Source organism: Nitratireductor sp. GZWM139, assembly GCF_030068685.1.
Taxonomy (GTDB): Bacteria; Pseudomonadota; Alphaproteobacteria; order Rhizobiales; family Rhizobiaceae; genus Nitratireductor; species Nitratireductor aquimarinus.
The window spans coordinates 1-16962 of sequence record NZ_JAMQML010000021.1; the positions used below are offsets into that span (position 1 = coordinate 1).

17 protein-coding genes and 1 pseudogene are annotated in these 16962 nt (G+C 58.9%); 6 read left to right on the plus strand and 12 right to left on the minus strand.

Translation table 11 applies throughout. The features are described from left to right. A partial coding sequence (locus tag NDI72_RS19885; RefSeq protein ID WP_283801569.1) for an oligopeptide/dipeptide ABC transporter ATP-binding protein occupies positions 1-750 on the plus strand: 750 nt, incomplete at its 5' end. A 50-nt stretch (positions 751-800) separates the two neighbouring features. Here the strand turns inward: NDI72_RS19885 and NDI72_RS19890 are convergent. Beyond that, positions 801-1478, minus strand: a complete 678-nt coding sequence (locus NDI72_RS19890) for a GntR family transcriptional regulator (RefSeq protein WP_113157101.1) — start codon at positions 1476-1478, stop codon at positions 801-803. A 134-nt stretch (positions 1479-1612) separates the two neighbouring features. On the opposite strand from NDI72_RS19890, the gene NDI72_RS19895 reads away from it, so the two are divergent. Together NDI72_RS19895 and NDI72_RS19900 are read left to right on the plus strand one after the other, a co-directional pair. Beyond that, on the plus strand, positions 1613-2242 hold the full coding sequence (locus NDI72_RS19895) for a flavin reductase family protein (protein WP_206545144.1): 630 nt from the start codon (positions 1613-1615) through the stop codon (positions 2240-2242). 21 nt (positions 2243-2263) lie between these two features. Then, a complete protein-coding gene (locus NDI72_RS19900) occupies positions 2264-2986 on the plus strand; it encodes an aspartate/glutamate racemase family protein (protein WP_283801570.1) in 723 nt (240 codons plus the stop codon). Between the two features lie 405 nt (positions 2987-3391). Here NDI72_RS19900 and NDI72_RS19905 read toward each other — a convergent pair. Continuing rightward, positions 3392-3495 (minus strand): annotated as a pseudogene (locus tag NDI72_RS19905) (IS5/IS1182 family transposase); the annotation flags it as partial. 475 nt (positions 3496-3970) lie between these two features. On the opposite strand from NDI72_RS19905, the gene NDI72_RS19910 reads away from it, so the two are divergent. The 3 genes from NDI72_RS19910 to NDI72_RS19920 are packed head-to-tail and all read left to right on the plus strand — an operon-like array spanning position 3971 to position 6475. Continuing rightward, complete coding sequence (locus NDI72_RS19910; RefSeq protein ID WP_283801606.1) at positions 3971-5011, plus strand: methionine ABC transporter ATP-binding protein; 1041 nt, start codon at positions 3971-3973, stop codon at positions 5009-5011. Next, the gene (locus NDI72_RS19915; protein WP_113156532.1) at positions 5001-5669 is read left to right on the plus strand and encodes a methionine ABC transporter permease; all 669 of its coding nucleotides are present in this window, start codon (positions 5001-5003) and stop codon (positions 5667-5669) included. The genes NDI72_RS19910 and NDI72_RS19915 overlap by 11 nt, the downstream gene beginning before the upstream one ends. A 29-nt stretch (positions 5670-5698) precedes the next feature. Then, a complete protein-coding gene (locus NDI72_RS19920; RefSeq protein ID WP_206545142.1) occupies positions 5699-6475 on the plus strand; it encodes a MetQ/NlpA family ABC transporter substrate-binding protein in 777 nt (258 codons plus the stop codon). Positions 6476-6914: 439 nt separating this feature from the next. On the opposite strand, the gene NDI72_RS19925 is transcribed toward NDI72_RS19920, so the two are convergent. The 10 genes from NDI72_RS19925 to NDI72_RS19970 form a co-directional block, all read right to left on the minus strand. After that, the gene (locus NDI72_RS19925; protein WP_283801571.1) at positions 6915-8210 is read right to left on the minus strand and encodes an NAD(P)/FAD-dependent oxidoreductase; all 1296 of its coding nucleotides are present in this window, start codon (positions 8208-8210) and stop codon (positions 6915-6917) included. 51 nt (positions 8211-8261) lie between these two features. Further along, a complete protein-coding gene (locus tag NDI72_RS19930; RefSeq protein ID WP_283801572.1) occupies positions 8262-8747 on the minus strand; it encodes a periplasmic substrate-binding domain-containing protein in 486 nt (161 codons plus the stop codon). A gap of 8 nt (positions 8748-8755) precedes the next feature. Next, on the minus strand, positions 8756-9823 hold the full coding sequence (locus NDI72_RS19935; protein ID WP_283801573.1) for an ABC transporter substrate-binding protein: 1068 nt from the start codon (positions 9821-9823) through the stop codon (positions 8756-8758). Between the two features lie 14 nt (positions 9824-9837). Beyond that, complete coding sequence (locus tag NDI72_RS19940; protein ID WP_283801574.1) at positions 9838-10590, minus strand: MmgE/PrpD family protein; 753 nt, start codon at positions 10588-10590, stop codon at positions 9838-9840. Between the two features lie 125 nt (positions 10591-10715). Next, the gene (locus NDI72_RS19945) at positions 10716-12422 is read right to left on the minus strand and encodes an ABC transporter substrate-binding protein (protein WP_283801575.1); all 1707 of its coding nucleotides are present in this window, start codon (positions 12420-12422) and stop codon (positions 10716-10718) included. A 57-nt stretch (positions 12423-12479) separates the two neighbouring features. Continuing rightward, a complete protein-coding gene (locus NDI72_RS19950; RefSeq protein WP_113156545.1) occupies positions 12480-12752 on the minus strand; it encodes a DUF2160 domain-containing protein in 273 nt (90 codons plus the stop codon). Between the two features lie 15 nt (positions 12753-12767). Next, on the minus strand, positions 12768-13622 hold the full coding sequence (locus NDI72_RS19955; protein WP_283801576.1) for a carbohydrate ABC transporter permease: 855 nt from the start codon (positions 13620-13622) through the stop codon (positions 12768-12770). Between the two features lies 1 nt (position 13623). Continuing rightward, positions 13624-14496, minus strand: coding sequence for a carbohydrate ABC transporter permease (locus tag NDI72_RS19960; protein WP_206545134.1), 873 nt, complete (start codon positions 14494-14496; stop codon positions 13624-13626). Continuing rightward, entirely contained in the window at positions 14496-15581 is a 1086-nt protein-coding gene (locus tag NDI72_RS19965) for an ABC transporter ATP-binding protein (RefSeq protein WP_113156548.1), read from the minus strand. Before NDI72_RS19965 ends, NDI72_RS19960 begins: the two co-directional genes overlap by 1 nt. Before the next feature lie 12 nt (positions 15582-15593). Continuing rightward, a complete protein-coding gene (locus tag NDI72_RS19970; protein ID WP_283801577.1) occupies positions 15594-16682 on the minus strand; it encodes an ABC transporter ATP-binding protein in 1089 nt (362 codons plus the stop codon). Positions 16683-16962: the final 280 nt, after the last annotated feature.

Genomic DNA, 16962 nt, shown 5'->3' on the forward strand with positions numbered 1-16962 from the left:
AAACGTCTCGGTCCATTCATCGAAGGGCAGATTGCTGGTGATCAGACCCTCAGAGCGCAGATGATCTTTCAGGATCCCTACGCCTCGCTCAATCCACGCTGGTCGGTGAAGAACATCATTGCGGAGCCGTTGCGGGAACTGAAGCTGCGCACCGGCGCTGCGGAAATCACCGAGCGTGTTGAGGAACTCCTGCGGATTGTCGGTCTTTCACCGTCGGATGGCGAAAAGTACCCGCATGAGTTTTCCGGCGGCCAGCGGCAGCGCATCTCCATTGCACGTGCGCTTGCAAGTGAGCCCGAATTCCTGGTCTGCGACGAGCCGACATCGGCACTCGATGTTTCGGTGCAGGCGCAGGTTCTGAACCTGATGCGCGAGTTGCAGGATCGGCTGGGGCTGACTTACCTGTTCATCAGCCACGATATGAGTGTGGTCCATCATATGTCCGACCGGGTGGCCGTGATGTATCTGGGGCGCATCGTGGAGGAGGGCGATACGGAAGAAATTTTCGCGCGTCCCCTGCATCCCTACACGCAGCTTCTGTTGCAGACGATCCCGAACGTGCGAACCCCGAACCGGGATCGCGAGCCGGCGAATGGCGAGGTGCCAAGCCCTCTCAATCCGCCGTCCGGTTGCACGTTTCACCCGCGCTGCCCGCTTGCGACCGCCCAGTGCTCAAGCGAGGCTCCGCAGATCAGGACCTCTTCGAGTGGAGCGCGCATAGCCTGCCATATGGTCGATGTTGAGGAGTAGGGGGAGCCCTTGCCGCGCGGTCTGCTGGGCAGAGCGATCCGTACGGTGAATTATGAAAGCGCAGCTTTCAGATCGTGTGACAGGTCGCGGATCTCAGTCAGGTCGAGTTCGGATTCGACGTGTTCCAGATGATGCCCCATCAGGTCCGAGGCCTTGCGGGTGTCACCTTTTGAAATGGCCTTCACGATCTCGATATGTTCGTCCGGGCCGCAATTGAAACGGGAGGTGTTGCGGTAGACGGCGGTTATCAGCGAGGACCGAGCAATGAGGTCCCGCATGGTCGTGAAGAGAAAGTCGGAGCCGGTGATTTCGGCGAGCAGCAAGTGAAAGCCGCCAGACAGTTTGATGATATCCGTCGTCTGGTCCTTTGCATTCGCTTCGCGCTCCAGGGCGACGTGGTCGCGCAGGCGCTTGGTGTCGGCCTTGCTGATGTGGCTGCAAAGCCGTTCGACGATCCGGTGCTCGACGGTGCGGCGTATGAAGAAGACGTCTTTGGCTTCGTCTACGGTCGGTTTGTAGACGAACGCCCCCCGGTTGGGGATGATCGTCACAAGCCCGTCACGCTCCAGAAGCGTCAACGCCTGGCGAATGCGGGCACGGCTTACGCTGAAGATCGAAGCCAGTTGACCTTCTTTCAACTGAACGCCGGGCCGCAGTCTGCGCTCGGCGATCGACAGCCAGATTCGTTCAACGATCTGATGCGTCGATACTCCAGTCTGCTCACTCATGCCGCTCCCTCCATGTGCGGGTAGACAAGCGTGATGCGGAGCAAAAAGTCAACTTGTGAGCGTGTTTTTCATTGCAATATTGTCAACAATGTTGGATAATATTGTATATTATAATGACACCCATCGAGAGCGGTATGGAATTTGATTTCGAGCAGTTGGAGCCGCAGAGCCGTTACCGGCTGCTGACGAATTTCATTGGGCCGCGACCGATCGCGCTGGTCTCGACCCGCTCTGAAACGGGGCGGAACAATGCCGCTCCCATGAGCTTCTTCAATGTCTTCTCGCACGATCCGGCCATTGTCGTGCTGGGCATTCAGCCGCGCCTTGGCGGGGCGGAGAAGGACACGATGGTCAACATCCGCCGCACCGGCGCTTTTGCTGTCAATATGGTGGATATGGCCATTTCCCGGCAGATGCTGGTCTGTGGCCTGGGCTTTGAAAGCGGGGTGGATGAGCTGGAGGTCTCCGGGCTTACGGCGGTTGAATGCCGCAAGGTGGAGGCGAGCTACGCGCAGGAGGCGCCGTGCGTTTTCGAATGCCGGGTGGAGCGTCTGATCGACTATCCCCGGCGTACGCTCGTTCTGGGCGAGGTTGTTCACATGCATGTGCGCCAGGACTGTCTCGACGCCGAAAGCCGCTATGTGGACCCGGAACGATATCAACCCATCGCCCGCCTCCATGCCGATAATTACATCGTTTCCGATCGTCAGTTCGTTTTGAAGGCGCCAGACATTGACGACTTTTCAAAACCGCCTTGCGATTAATCCCTTCCGAAGGTTGCCGTAATGCATATTCGCATCATCAATCCAAACTCCACGGCGTCGATGACCAGACAAGCGCTGGAGCGCGCGCTGGTCGTCAAGAATGCGGATACGCAGGTTTCCGCCGTCAACCCGCTCGATACGCCATTGAGCATCGAGGGCGGCGCCGACGAGGCCATGGCCGTTCCCGGTCTTCTGTCCGAAATTATCAGGGGCGAGGCTCTGGGGGTGGATGCCTACATAATCGCCTGTTTCGACGATCCGGGCCTGCATGCAGCCCGTGAAGTTGCGCGAGGCCCGGTCCTGGGCATCTGTCAGGCTGCGGTGCAGGTCGCGATGACCATCAGCAGGCGCTTCTCGGTCATCACCACTTTGCCGCGCTCAGTACCGATTATTGAGGAACTGGTCAGCGCATACGGTGCTGATCGCCATTGCCGCAAGGTGCGATCCATAAACTTGCCGGTCTTGAGCCTGGAGGAAAGTCCGGTTGAGGCAGAAGCGCTGCTCCTCCGGGAGATTGAGCGCTCCACCCTGGAGGATGGAGCCGAAGCGGTTATCCTGGGTTGTGCTGGCATGAGCACGCTTTGTGACCGATTGACGGAGGTATCGGGCGTGCCCGTGATCGATGGTGTGACGGCGGCAATGAAGGTTGCTGAAGCGCTTGTCGTTGCAGGTTACACGACGTCGAAAGTGAATTCTTACAACTACCCTCGCGAAAAGAGTGCCGGCTGCGTGGTTTGCGCCTGAAGACAGCGGAGTTTGTCGGCTTTCACCTGCGTGTTTAGCGATGCCTCCCGTGTTCTTAATACGGTGTTGTCATGTCTGGATGGCGCCGTTGGGCAGAGCTGGATTTCTGAGATGTTGAAGCTCGGCGGGTCGGGTGCAGTCATGTCTTCGACCTTTGTTGGCGGCTCGATATGACCGCTGGCCCTGATGTTGTCCGCCTGAGCCGATCCCTATCACATTGATGCGCCGCAATCGCACCAGACAACACCGCCGGGTCCCCGGTTCGTGCGGCCGGGCTCCGCTTTGCTGTCAGGTCATATCATTGCCACATCGCCGACTGTTTGCCTCGAAGGGACGAAGGGCTTCGCCCACGAGTGGTGGGCACCGTTTGAACCGACAAAGGTGAGAGGCCCCCTGTTGGCTTAGGCTCAGACCGCGGCGATCATCAACGCGCTGGCGACCATGGCTCATGGGAAAGCAGGCTGAAGACGGGCCATTTGCTCGTCCGTCAGCCAAAACGAATTACTCATCAGTCAGGCTCCTATACGCCCGTCTGAATCACAACCATTTCTTCAATTCAATGTGTCCTGCACCCGGGCGCGATCCGGGTGCAGAGCTACCTGTTCGGCGGTTCGCCCCCGAGGTCTTCTCGCCACCAAAGTTGGACCTCGTGGCCTGATACTGCGGCACGGTTATTCCTCTTTTCTCACGACAACTGGAATTCCATTCCTAGGCCTCCCCGGCATGCGGTGCGATAAGCACGGGGCAAGTTGTCATGCCGCAGCAGGCAGGGGTTTGATCAGGTGAATGTAAAGATGCTAATGTGGTGCCAAACCGTCCGAATGTGGACTTTGAGCTGACTTACCGGCGCTTGTGCGTCGTTTCCGCATGTGCGGCATTCACCACAGAGAATTAAATGACCTACCCGCTCACACCCCGTGAAGCTTCCCTGCGAGGCCTCCGATGAACCGCGTCGCCCCCCCTCAGACTCCGGTTGCCGTTCCCATGGTCACGTTCGAGAACGTCATCAAGCGCTTCGGCGGAACGGGGAACCAGCCCGAATTTACCGCGCTTGACGGCGTGAACATGGTTGCCCCCCGTGGCGCGATCACCGGCATCATCGGCAGGTCGGGCGCTGGCAAGTCGACGCTTATCCGGCTGGTCAATGGTCTGGAGAAAACGACTTCGGGACGGGTCGTCGTTGACGGCGTCGACGTGGGCGATCTTCCGGAAACGGGCCTGCGCGATCTGCGCCGCCAGGTCGGAATGATCTTCCAGCACTTCAATCTCCTCTCGTCGCGTACCGCCTTCGACAATGTGTCGCTGCCGCTCGAAATCGCGGGGATGGACCGCAAGACGATCCGCAATCGCGTCGCACCGCTCCTCGACCTCGTCAGTCTTGGTGACAAATCCGACCGCTATCCGGCAGAGCTTTCCGGTGGACAGAAACAGCGTATCGGAATTGCCCGGGCGCTCGCGACGGAACCGAAGCTCCTGCTGTCGGATGAGGCAACATCAGCTCTCGACCCGGAGACGACGCAGTCGATCCTCGAGCTCCTCAAGACAATCAATCGTGACCTCGGCCTCACCGTTCTCCTCATCACACATGAGATGGAGGTGGTGAAGACGATTGCCTCGCAGGTCGCGGTAATCGACAAGGGCAAGATTGTCGAAAATGGCAGCACATTCGACGTGTTCACCGCGCCCAAACACGAGACCACCCGTTCGCTCCTGTCGGCTGTGATCGGCGCCAAGCTGCCTGAATGGATCAGCGCCGATCTGAAACAGGCGCCGGCAGAAGGTGCGCGCGCGCTGGTGCGGCTGGTCTTCTTCGGGGAGACGGCCTTCCAGCCGCTGACCGCGCGTCTGGTGGCCGAGATCGGACCGGACGTGAACATCCTGGCCGGCGCGATCGACGAGATCGCCGGTGAGCCCTACGGATCTCTTGTCGTTTCCTATCCAGCCGATCCGGATACGCTCAGAAGGGCCGGTGATTTCTATCGGCAGACCGGACTTTACACGGAGGTGCTCGGCTATGGCGCCTGACATGCTCGTTTCCCTTCTCTGGAAGGCTTTCCTGCAGACCATGTACATGGTGGCTGCTGCGGGTTTCATCGGTTCGCTCATTGGCCTGCCGATCGGCATCTTTCTTGCGACCAGCGGGAAGGGCGAATTGTTCCCTGCGCCGACCGTCAACAAGATCGTCGGCGCGATCGTCAACGCTGCACGGTCCACGCCGTTCATTATTCTCGTTGTGGCGATCATTCCCTTCACGCGACTGATCGCCGGGACCTCGATCGGAACCGCTGCGGCAATCGTGCCGCTGACGATCGCGACCATTCCCTTCGTAGCGCGGCTGATCGAAACTTCGATCCGCGAAGTCGACAAGGGCTTGATCGAGGCGGCAAGGGCCATGGGCGCGACGCCGTTCCAGATCGTCACAAAGGTCCTTTTGGCGGAAGCCCGTCCGGGAATTATCCTCGGCCTTACGCTGACGCTCGTAAGCCTTGTGGGCTATTCCGCCATGGTCGGTGCGGTTGGCGGTGGTGGTCTCGGTGACCTCGGCATCCGCTACGGTTACCAGCGCTTCATGCCGGAAGTCATGCTTGCTGTCGTGGTCGTGCTGATCGTGGTCGTCCAGGCGATCCAGAGCGCAGGCGACATGCTCGCCCGCCACTTCGACAAGCGGACCCGCAAAAACTGAATTTCGTGAACCTTGAGAAGGAAAGAACCATGAAGAAGATCATACTTGCGGCTGCGCTTACTGTCTTTGCCGCCGGCTCAGCGCTTGCAGAGGACATCAAGGTCGGCGTCACCCCCGGCCCGCATGCCCAGATCATGGAAAAGGTCAAGGAAATCGCCGCGACCAAGGGTCTGAACATCGAGATCCTCGAATTTTCCGACTATGTCGTGCCTAACCAGGCGCTGGCCGATGGCGACCTCCACGCCAATTCCTTCCAGCACCAGCCCTATCTCGACAATCAGGTCACTGATCGCGGCTTCGGCATCGTCAGCGTCGCCTCGAACGTCAATTTCCCGATGGGCATCTATTCCAAGAAGGTGAAGAGCCTCGACGAACTCGAGGATGGCGCTTCCGTCGCCATTCCGAACGACCCGACGAACGGTGGGCGCGCGCTGCTGCTGCTCGCGGACAAGGGGCTCATCAAGGTGGACGAGGCCAAGGGCGTTAAGGTCACCATTGCCGACGTGACCGAAAACCCCAAGAACATCCAGATCATCGAACTGGACGCCGCCCAACTGCCGCGCTCTCTCGATGATGTCGACGCGTCTGCCATCAACACCAACTACGCCATCGAAGCCGGGATGAACCCGAAGACGGACTCGATTGCGCTGGAAGGCGAGAAGGCTCCCTACGTGAACGTCATCGCAGTTCGCCTGGAAGACCAGGATACCGAGTGGCTGAAGACGCTGATCGCTTCCTACCACAATGACGACGTGAAGGCCTTCATCGCCGAAGAGTTCAAGGGCGCTGTGATCCCCAGTTGGTGATACCTGCTGAGGAAATTTAAAGGAGGCCGCGTTCCCTGAGCGCGGCCTTTTTGCATCAGGGCAGGCTTGTCACGTTAACGACGCGGCTGGTGTTTCCGAGATAGGCTGACAGGGAGTTTATCAGGTTAACCGAAGGGAGTGGCGGTCAGCACCATTGATGCGGGCCTTAGGCGATGCGGGCGACTGCTTTTCGGTCCTTCGCTGCGCCAGCAGCATAGTCATGCCTGCCACCCGAAACTGTAGAGTTATTCCCATTGTAGATCCCTCGTACCTCTCTGCGCCGCGCAGCAAAGGGAAAGAGTGGACGACTCCTGCGACACTAGCAGCAGGACAAGGTCGCCACTACCGGGGTCAAAATTGCCACCGCCATTCTCAGATGTTCATATGAAACGGCCAACCAGTCATCAAACTGCAAACATTTTGGCTATGCCCGTCCTAATCAGGATTCCAGTCCCGCCCGCCGACTTTCCAGGCTCGAGACGATGTGAAACCCGATGCTTCGGAATGGCTCGGGTGCAATGAGACTTGCGGTTCCCATGGTGTCGGCGATTTCATTTGCACGGCCGGTACCATGCATAAGGTCCGCCAGGTGTCGCCCGAGCATCGTACCTTTGGCGATGCCGCTGCCATTGCAGCCGCCCGAGGCATAAAGCTCCTTGTCCAGTTGTCCCCACCATGGAGCGCCATTCATCGTGAATGCGGTTGTTCCACCCCAGACATATTCAAAATCGACGTGTTTGAGTTCCGACCAGCGGCGCTCGAAGCGGTCGCGCAGCTTCGCCTCGGCTTCAGGCGGGTGTTCTTCCATTTCGTGCGAATACAGAGAACGCACCATCAGTCGGTCCGCGCCTATTCGGCGCAGTGTCGTGCCCAGGCGATGGGATGGCAGAAGACCCCAAGCCGGGTTCTTGCCAAGGTAGTCCCGCAGGTGTTCGGGGATTGATTTGGTTACCGCCGCATAGGTGTAGATGGTCGCCATGCGCAGTTTAAGGTAGCCGAACCTGGGAATGAAACCGTTGTTGGCCAACGCGACGCGTTTTGCGGTCACTACACCGCCATCGGTCTGAAGCTTCCACCGATCTCCGGATCGTACGAGTTTGCGGACGGGGGTTGTCTCATGCAGGGCAATGCTGTCAGGCAGGGCATCCGCAAGTCCGCGTATCAGGGCTGCCGGTTGCAACAGGTATGTATCGTTCAGATAGACGCCGAAACGGTAATAATGCGAGCCGATCCTCTGGGCGATGTTGTCACGATCCAGAACGGTGTGGGCGATGCCGTTGGCCTTCGCGACCTCGACGACCTGACGCAGAGACGTCTCGCCGGCCTCGGTCGCAGCAGCGCGGATCGAGCCTGCCTTGGTGAGATCGCAGGCAATTCCATGTTCCCGGATGATATCGGTCAGCCAGGTGAACGAAGCTGTCATCAACTCGGTCTGACGGCGCGCTTTCTGCGCACCTTCCAGGGTTGCAGTACGTGGAAGCACGTCAGAGCCGGTAAAGCCGGAGTTTCGGGCGGAGGAACCTTCTCCAACCGTGGTCGCTTCCAGCACCACAATGCGCGCCTGCGGCTCCAGTTCCTGTAGGCGGCGGGCGATGGCGAGCCCGGTGAAGCCGGCGCCGACTATCGCATAGTCAACGCTCAGATCCGTGCCGAGCGCGGGCCGGGGCGTTCGTGACGGAAGCATTGCGTTCCAGCCACACGAAGAAGAATAGGTCGGAAAAGTTTGTCTGGACATGATTTTTTCTTCGGAGAGAGGGCCGTGGGTAGCCCACGGCCCATATTCGACCTAGTCGGTGAAGTGGGTTTTCTCGGTCAACAACGGTCCCAGTGACATGGAACCTTCGAACTCAAAGCCCCAGTCAAGATTTTCGCGCCGTGCCCAGACACCGGCCGTTTCAGTCACCGGAATGCCGCACACTTCCTTGATGATCAGTTGCTGTGCTTCTTGCCATAGCGCCGCCTGCTTCTCGGGGTCGCTTTCGGTGCGCGCTGCCTCAATCTGCTCGTCGGCCACATCGCAATGGCTGAAGTTCGTAACGGCGCCTGGTTTTCCGATGGCGCTGTCTGAATGGAAGAACTGCGACAGATAGACGTCGGCGACCGGAAAACGTGCCGCGCCGTAGGTTACGATGGGGCTCAGGTCTTGTCGGATCATTTGGTGCCACGTTGCGTGCTCGACGGGCTGGAGCTCGAGCGTGAAGCCGCCTTCCTTCAACTGGGCCTGCAGGATCTGGTTGGAGGACTCGTAGCTCGGCAACTGACTGGAGATCATCTTGACGGTCAGCCCATCTGGATACCGGCCTCGCTCAGCAGGGCTTTCGCTTTATCCGGGTCGAAGGTCATATGACCGTTGTCTTCCGTGTAGCCGAGATTGTTGGACGGTATCACTGACTTGGCGACGCGGGTGAAATCGGCGCCGCGATGCTGTGCGATGCGGGATGGATCGACAGCATAGGCTAGGGCCTGACGCACACGGATGTCGTCAAACGGCGCCTTATTGGTGTTGATGTGCAGAATCGAGAGTTCCGCCGGGTCGAAGATATCGACGGTTGCTCCGTCAATCGCTTTGGTGCGCTGAAGCCAGCGGGGATCTGCGATGCCCGTAGCCGCGTCCACTTCGCCTGCCATGAAAGCCAGGTCGCGCGCAGCAGCAGCAGCCAGAAAGCGGTAGGTCACTTTTTCGAGTTTCGGTGCCCCGCGGAAGTACTCTTCGTGGGCAGAGAAAATAACTGCGACACCCGGCTCAATCGAATCGAGCTGGAACGGACCGAAACCGACGGGTTGCCGTGAAAACGCCTCGCCGCGCTCTTCATAGGCGTCCTTGCTGATGATGAAGCCGCCGGCATAGTTCGCGAGTAGGCCTAGCATGCTGGGAATGGACTGCTTCAGAGTGATCCTGACCGTGTGTGGATCAAGGGCCTCGACGGTTTCGATGACGGCGTAATCGCTGGAGAAGGCCGAGCGGTTCGCGTCCGCTGATTTCTGCAGACTGAACACAACGTCATCCGCCGTGACTTCGCCATAGCCGTGATGCCATTGAACACCCGGACGCAGCTTGAATGTCCAGACGAGATTGTCTTCACTGACATCCCAGCTCTCGGCCAGGTCCGGTTCGATCTGGGCAGGGTCAGTGGTGCCGGGCGCAAACCGGACAAGTCCGCCATAGATCCAAGCGACCAGCGTCCGATCCGTGGTGCTTGCCGAGTAATGCGGATCGAGGCTGCCAATATCGGCAGCCGCCGCACCAAGCGTCAGTTCGGTCTTTGCCGCATGAGCGGACAATGGCGCAAGCACCGCGCCTGCCAGTATTGCCGCGAGAACCTGGGCCTTTGGTAAAGTGAACGCCATCTTCGTTACCTCCTCTATTGATGCATTTTTTGGACGAGACGGTGTGTCTGGTTGTTTTGTGCCGCGAACAAACGGCTGAAACCGCCATCCAGAAGCCCGTTCAGGGCTGAGAGCATTTCGTCCTGCCAGGCAGGATTCATATTGGCCGCGCCGATACGGCGGAATTTCTCGGAAATCGCATTGCGAGACATGGGGTTGGTGACATCACCGAGCGGATGAAAGACTGTTCGTGTCTCGGGGCCGTCGCCCTGATCGAGGACGACACGACAGGGGGTTTTCTCTGGGAAGGAGGCCGCGAAGTCCTCGTGTTCCATGAGTTCGATTCGGCTGGCGAGATCCAGAACGGCGGGATCAGACAGCATCGCCGGATCCACCGGTTGCAGCGCCGCTGCGCCATGAAGGGCTGCGAGCGCGCAACTGAAATAGTAGCTGTACTGGCCGGCCTCGAGCGTGCGCGGCGCGCGGGCGTTGGAGAGTTTCAGACCCTGCGGGAAGGTTTCTATGCGGAGGCTGCGGACGGGCTTGCCCGGCCGGCGCATGTCGACGATCGCGTCCACAGCAGCGTGCATGTAGCGGCAGCATGCATAGGGCTTCAGATAGTACTGCTCCAGCCACCACTCGTCTCCGAGACGGCCGGTGAGGACAGAGCGATCAAAGAGAACTGGTGGCCCTTGAACATGACGAACTCTCCGGCAAGACGCCGCGACCAATGGCACGGTCGCAGCAAGCGAAAAGTTTGCAACAGAACCGACCAGATATGAGGTCAACGCGACAGCCGCTTACACTGATCAGAGCGCCCAAATAGCCTGGCAATACCGGCCTCTCACGACAAGGCCCCATAGGATATTGAAGAAGGGGGCGGGAATATCCCGCCCCCTCTGCGTTGAAAAGCTTACTGCCAGGAGGCGACGAGTTCGTCATAAGAGACGGTTTTGGGCGCCTCGCGCTCGTTCTCGATAGCCGGTTTTGGTGCGCCTTCTGCCGCAATCCAATCCGCAGCGTCGGTTTCTTCGTTCATGACCGGGCCAAGGTCGCCCTGGATGCCAGCGCGTTCCAGACGCTCCATCACACGCTCCATATCGGCACAGAGGCTGTCGAGCGCATCTTGAGCCGACTTCGCACCGGACATGGCATCACCGATGTTCTGCCACCACAGCTGAGCGAGCTTCGGGTAATCCGGGACGTTGGTGCCTGTGGGCGACCAACGCACACGGTCCGGGGAGCGGTAGAACTCGACGAGACCGCCAAGTTTCGGCGCACGATCCGTAAAGCTCTCATGCTGGATGGAGGATTCTCGGGTGAACGTCAGACCAACGTGGGATTTCTTCACGTCGACGGTCTTGGAGCCCACGAATTGCGCGTAGAGCCATGCGGCTTTGGCGCGGTCCTCTGGGGTGGATTTCATCAGCGTCCAGGAGCCCACATCCTGATAGCCGACCTTCATGCCATCTTCCCAGTAAACCCCATGCGGGCTGGGTGCGAGACGCCATTTCGGCGTGCCGTCCTCGTTCATCACCGCCGGGCTGTCGACCAGAGGCGCCACGAAGGTGGTGTACATGAACATCTGCTGAGCGATGTTGCCCTGTCCCGGAACCGGGCCAGCTTCGGAGAAGGTCATGCCCATGGCGGATGGCGGGGAGTATTTGTTCAGCCAATCGATGGCTTTCTCCACCGCATAGACTGCCGCCGGAGAGTTCGCCGCACCGCCACGCGCCATACAGGCGCCGACCGGCTGGGAGTTCTCGTTCACGCGGATGCCCCATTCATCAACCGGAAGGCCGTTGGGTTCGCCCTTGTCGCCCATACCCGCCATGGACATCCATGCGTCGGTGTAACGCCAGCCGAGCGAGGGGTCTTTCTTGCCGTAATCCATCGAACCGTAGACTTTGACACCGTCGATCTCGCGCCCGGTGAAGAATTCGGCGATGTCCTCATAGGCCGACCAGTTGACCGGAACACCGAGATCGTACCCGTATTTCTCTTTGAACTCGGCCATGATCGCGGGATCGTTGAACCAGTCGTAGCGGAACCAGTATAAGTTCGCGAACTGCTGGTCGGGAAGCTGATAGAGCTTGCCATCGGGCGCGGTGGTGAACTGGGTGCCGATGTAATCATCGAGATCGAGACCAGGATTGGTCACATCCGCACCTTCGTTCGCCATAAAGTCCGTCAGGTTGCGCACCTGTTGATAGCGCCAGTGCGTGCCGATAAGGTCGGAGTCGTTGACATAGGCGTCATAGATATTCTCGCCCGACTGCATCTGGGTCTGAAGCTTCTCGACGACGTCGCCTTCGCCGATTAGATCGTGCGTGATCTTGATGCCGGTGATGGCCTCGAACGCCGGCGCAAGCACCTGAGATTCATATTCATGCGTGGTGATGGTCTCGGAGACCACTTTGATCTCCATGCCCGCAAAGGGCTGGGCCGCGTCGATGAACCACTGCATTTCGGCTTCTTGATCAGCGCGAGACAGCGCGGACATATCGCCGATTTCAGCATCCAGGAAGGCCTTCGCGGCATCCATGTCGGCAGAAGCCGGCACCGACCAAAGGCCGAGGCACAGCGCCAGTGCGGTGGTTGTCTTGAGACGTTGGTTCATTGGTTTCCTCCCTAAGTGAACCTCTGGTTTTGGGTTTCGATCAGTCGCGGGGCCTCCTCAGACCCAGCGAAATACGACGGCTGCAAAAATCAGGCAGACGACAAGTGCGAGCGCCTGGTTCGCGCTGACCAGGCCGAGCCACGCAAGATTGATGAAGGCTGAGCCAAGAAGGGTGATGAACAAACGATCCCCCCGCGTGGTCTCAATGCCCAGAACACCAACCCGCGGCGTTTCGGGGAATTTGATCGCCAGAATGGTGAAGATCACCAAAAGCGTTGCAATGGTTCCGAAAAAGGCGGCAGTCGGCCACGTCCATGCCATCCAGTCCATGTCTAGATCCTCCTGTCAGACCCGGCCGAGCGCGAAGCCCTTGGCGATGTAGTTGCGCACGAAGTAGATAACGAGCGCGCCCGGTACGATGGTGAGCACGCCTGCGGCGGCCAACACGCCCCAGTCCACACCTGCCGCACCCACCGTGCGGGTCATGGTGGCGGCGATGGGCTTGGCTTCCACAGAGGTCAGCGTACGTGACAGCAAGAGCTCGACCCACGAAAACATGAAGCAAAAGAATGCGGCCACACCGATCCCGCTGGCGATCAGCGGCATGAAGATTTTTACGAAGAAATGCCCAAAGCTGTAGCCATCGATATAGGCGGTCTCGTCGATCTCTTTCGGCACGCCACGCATGAAACCTTCGAGGATCCAAACGGCGAGCGGCACGTTGAAGAGACAATGCGCCAATGCCACGGCGATATGCGTGTCAAAGAGCCCGATCGAGGAGTAGAGCTGAAAGAATGGCAGCGCGAATACCGCAGGCGGCGCCATTCGGTTGGTCAAAAGCCAGAAGAAAAGATGCTTGTCGCCCAGGAAGTTGTAGCGCGAAAACGCATAGGCGGCAGGCAAAGCCACGGCGAGCGAGATCACCGTGTTCATCACCACGTAGATCATCGAATTGACATAGCCCATATACCACGCCTCATCGGTGAGGATCGTGATGTAGTTGGCAAATGTCAGATCGCGCGGCCAAAGCGAGAAGCCCCCAAGAATTTCTGCGTTGGTCTTGAGGCTCATGCTCAACAGCCAGTAGATCGGCAACATGAGGAACAGAAGATAGAGCGTCATCACCACGGTGCCGCCCTTCACCTTCGGGAAGCTGCGGGATTTGACGGCGGCGGGGGACTGTGCGGCTGCATCCGTCATCTCAGGCGCCCTTTTTGTCGAGGTTGACCATCACGGTGTAGAAGACCCAGGAGATCGACAGGATCACGAGGAAGTACATCAGCGAAAAGGCCGCAGCTGGTCCAAGATCGAACTGGCCCAGAGCCATCTTCACGAGGTCGATGGACAAAAGCGTCGTCGCATTTCCCGGACCACCGCCCGTCACCACGAAGGGTTCGGTGTAGATCATGAAACTGTCCATGAAGCGCAGCAAGATCGCGATCATCAACACGCCCGTCATCTTGGGCAGTTCGATGAACCGGAACACTTTCCAGCGGCTGGCCTGATCGATCCGTGCGGCCTGATAATAGGCGTCGGGGATGGATTTGAGACCGGCAAAGGCCAAAAGCGCTACCAGCGAGGTCCAGTGCCAGACATCCATCACGATGATGGTGATCCACGCAGAAATCGTGTCCTGGGTGTAATTGTAATGAATGCCCAGCGCGTCGAGCGTGTAGCCCAGCAGACCGATGTCGACGCGACCGAATATCTGCCAGATCGTGCCGACCACGTTCCAGGGGATCAGCAGAGGCAGGGACATGACCACGAGGCAGAAAGAGGACCAAAAGCCCGATTTCGGCATGTTCAGAGCCACGAGAATGCCCAGCGGAATTTCGATGGCAAGGATGATGCCAGAGAACATCAACTGACGTTGCAGCGCATTCCACATGCGTTCGTCGGAGAGCATTTCCTCGAACCACTCGAGCCCCGCCCAGAAGAACTGGTTGTTGCCGAACGTGTCCTGTACAGAATAGTTGACCACCGTCATGAGCGGGATCACGGCCGAAAAGGCAACGAGCACCAGCATCGGCAGCACAAGGAACCATGCTTTGTGATTGGTTGTTTTCTGTTGCATCACGCGGCCTCCGCGCTTTCGGGCGCCACGCGCCAATCATTCGCATAGACATTCACCCGCGATGGGTCGAAGGTGACGCGTGTCATGTCCGCGCGCACCGGATCGTCCTCGTCCGCGATGATGTTGATGTCCTGTCCAAAGAACTCGGCGCGTATGATCTTGTGACGCCCCGCATCCTCTACGCGTCGCACTCTCACAGGAAGGCCGTCCGTCTCGCTAAGCCGCGCGAACTCGGGTCGCACGCCGATCTCCACCTTGCCGTCCAGGGGCGCATAACCTGCGCCAAGCGCGATTTCGCAGCCGTTGATATAGGCTTTGGCGCCCTCGACCTTGGCCGGGATGACATTCATGCCTGGCGAGCCGATGAAATAGCCCACAAAGGTATGCGCGGGACGTTCGAACAGCTCCTCTGGCGAGCCGATCTGAACCACGCGGCCGTCATACATCACCACCACTTTGTCAGCGAAGGTCAGCGCCTCCGTCTGGTCATGGGTCACATAAATCATGGTGTGACCGAAATCGTGATGCAGTTTCTTCAGCTGGGTGCGCAGCTCCCACTTCATATGGGGGTCGATGACGGTCAGAGGCTCATCGAACAAAAGTGCGTTCACGTCCTTGCGCACCATGCCGCGGCCCAGAGAAATCTTTTGCTTGGCGTCAGCGCCAAGGCCCCGTGCCTTTTTGCGCAGCATGTCCTCCATGCCGATCATCCGCGCGATTTCCTGTACGCGCTCTGCAACATAGGTCTCATTATGGCCCCGATTCCTGAGCGGAAAGGCCAGATTGTCATGCACGGTCATCGTGTCGTAGACCACCGGGAACTGGAAAACCTGCGCGATGTTGCGCTCTGCCGTGGGGGCGCCGGTGACGTCGATGCCATCGAACAAGATACGCCCCTGTGACGGCATCAACAGACCCGAAATGATATTGAGAAGCGTGGACTTGCCGCAGCCCGACGAGCCCAGAAGCGCATAGGCCGCGCCGTCTTCCCATTCGTAATTGAGTTCCTTGAGCGCATAGTCACGTTCCGAAGCGGCATTCGGATTGTAGGAATGCGCAAGGTTGTCGAGTGTAATCCTGGCCATGATCGCGCCTCCTCACGCCGCCGCTGCGTAGGCAGCAGGCGCAACAAGCCCGCCATCTTCGCTGAATACATAGACATGACGGGGATCAAGCCAGACATCGAGCGCGGCGCCGATCTCAAGATCATGCACTCCGTGAATCAACCCCACCCAACGCGCGCGGTCGTGGTCGAGATGGACAAAGGTCTCCGAACCGGTCAGCTCTGTCACATGCAGCTGTGTGGTGAATTTCATCGCGTTTTCGGAATGCTGTGCGATCTCGAGATGGTTCGGACGGAATCCCGCCGTGTAACGCCCATCCGCCAGTTCAGCGAGCTTGCCGGTCGCAACAGCGCTTTGTCCGTCGCCGAACATCAATCGATCACCGGTCTTGGAGATTTGCAGGAAGTTCATCGGTGGATCGGAGAAAACCCGCGCCGTTGTCGCATCGACTGGCTGGCGATAGACCTCGGGCGTCGGCCCGAACTGCGTGATGCGTCCCTCCCAGAGCGTCGCGGTGTTGCCTCCCAGCAAGAGCGCTTCTTCGGGTTCCGTCGTCGCATAGACAAAGATCGATCCGGAAGCCGCGAAAATCTTCGGGATCTCCACCCGCAGCTCTTCGCGCAGTTTGTAGTCAAGGTTCGCCAAGGGCTCATCCAGCAGCACAAGCCCGGCGTTCTTGACCAAAGCCCGTGCCAGAGCACAGCGCTGTTGCTGCCCGCCCGAGAGTTCCAGAGGCTTGCGGTCCAGCATCGGCGTCAGCTTCATCAACTCCGCCGTTTCCCGCACCCGGCGGTCGATCTCCGCCTTGTCCACTCCCATGAGCTTTATCGGAGAGGCGATGTTCTCATAAACGCTCATCGACGGGTAGTTGATGAATTGCTGGTACACCATCGCGACCTTGCGATCCTGCACCCGCATCCCGGTCACGTCTTTGCTGTCCCAGAAAATCCGCCCTGTGCTCGGTTGATCGAGCCCTGCCATCAGACGCATCAGCGAGGTCTTGCCCGACAGGGTCGGCCCCAGCAGAACGTTCATGGTCGCCTTTTCGAGCGTCAGATCGGTCGTGGCAATATGGGTCTGCCCCTCCACGATCTTCGACACGCCCTTCAGTTCCAGCGTCATAAGGCCCTCCTCCCCGCGCTTTATTGAATTTGGCCACTGGCTTTATTCAGCTGCGGTATTCTCCCGCACGGTGGTTGTTCATCCAGTCACCCAGGCGCAGCCTGCCATAGAACCGTTTCGAAGAGAAAGAAGGGGACGCAAACGCAAGGTCGCCCTTTTCAGCAAACGTTACGAAATGGCCGCATCCCGTTGTGTCATGCACAATCCGGCAGCCATGGATGCCGCCGCCGGTCGCAAAAAGAGCGACCGGATAAACACTCTCGTTTCCGCGCACAGACAA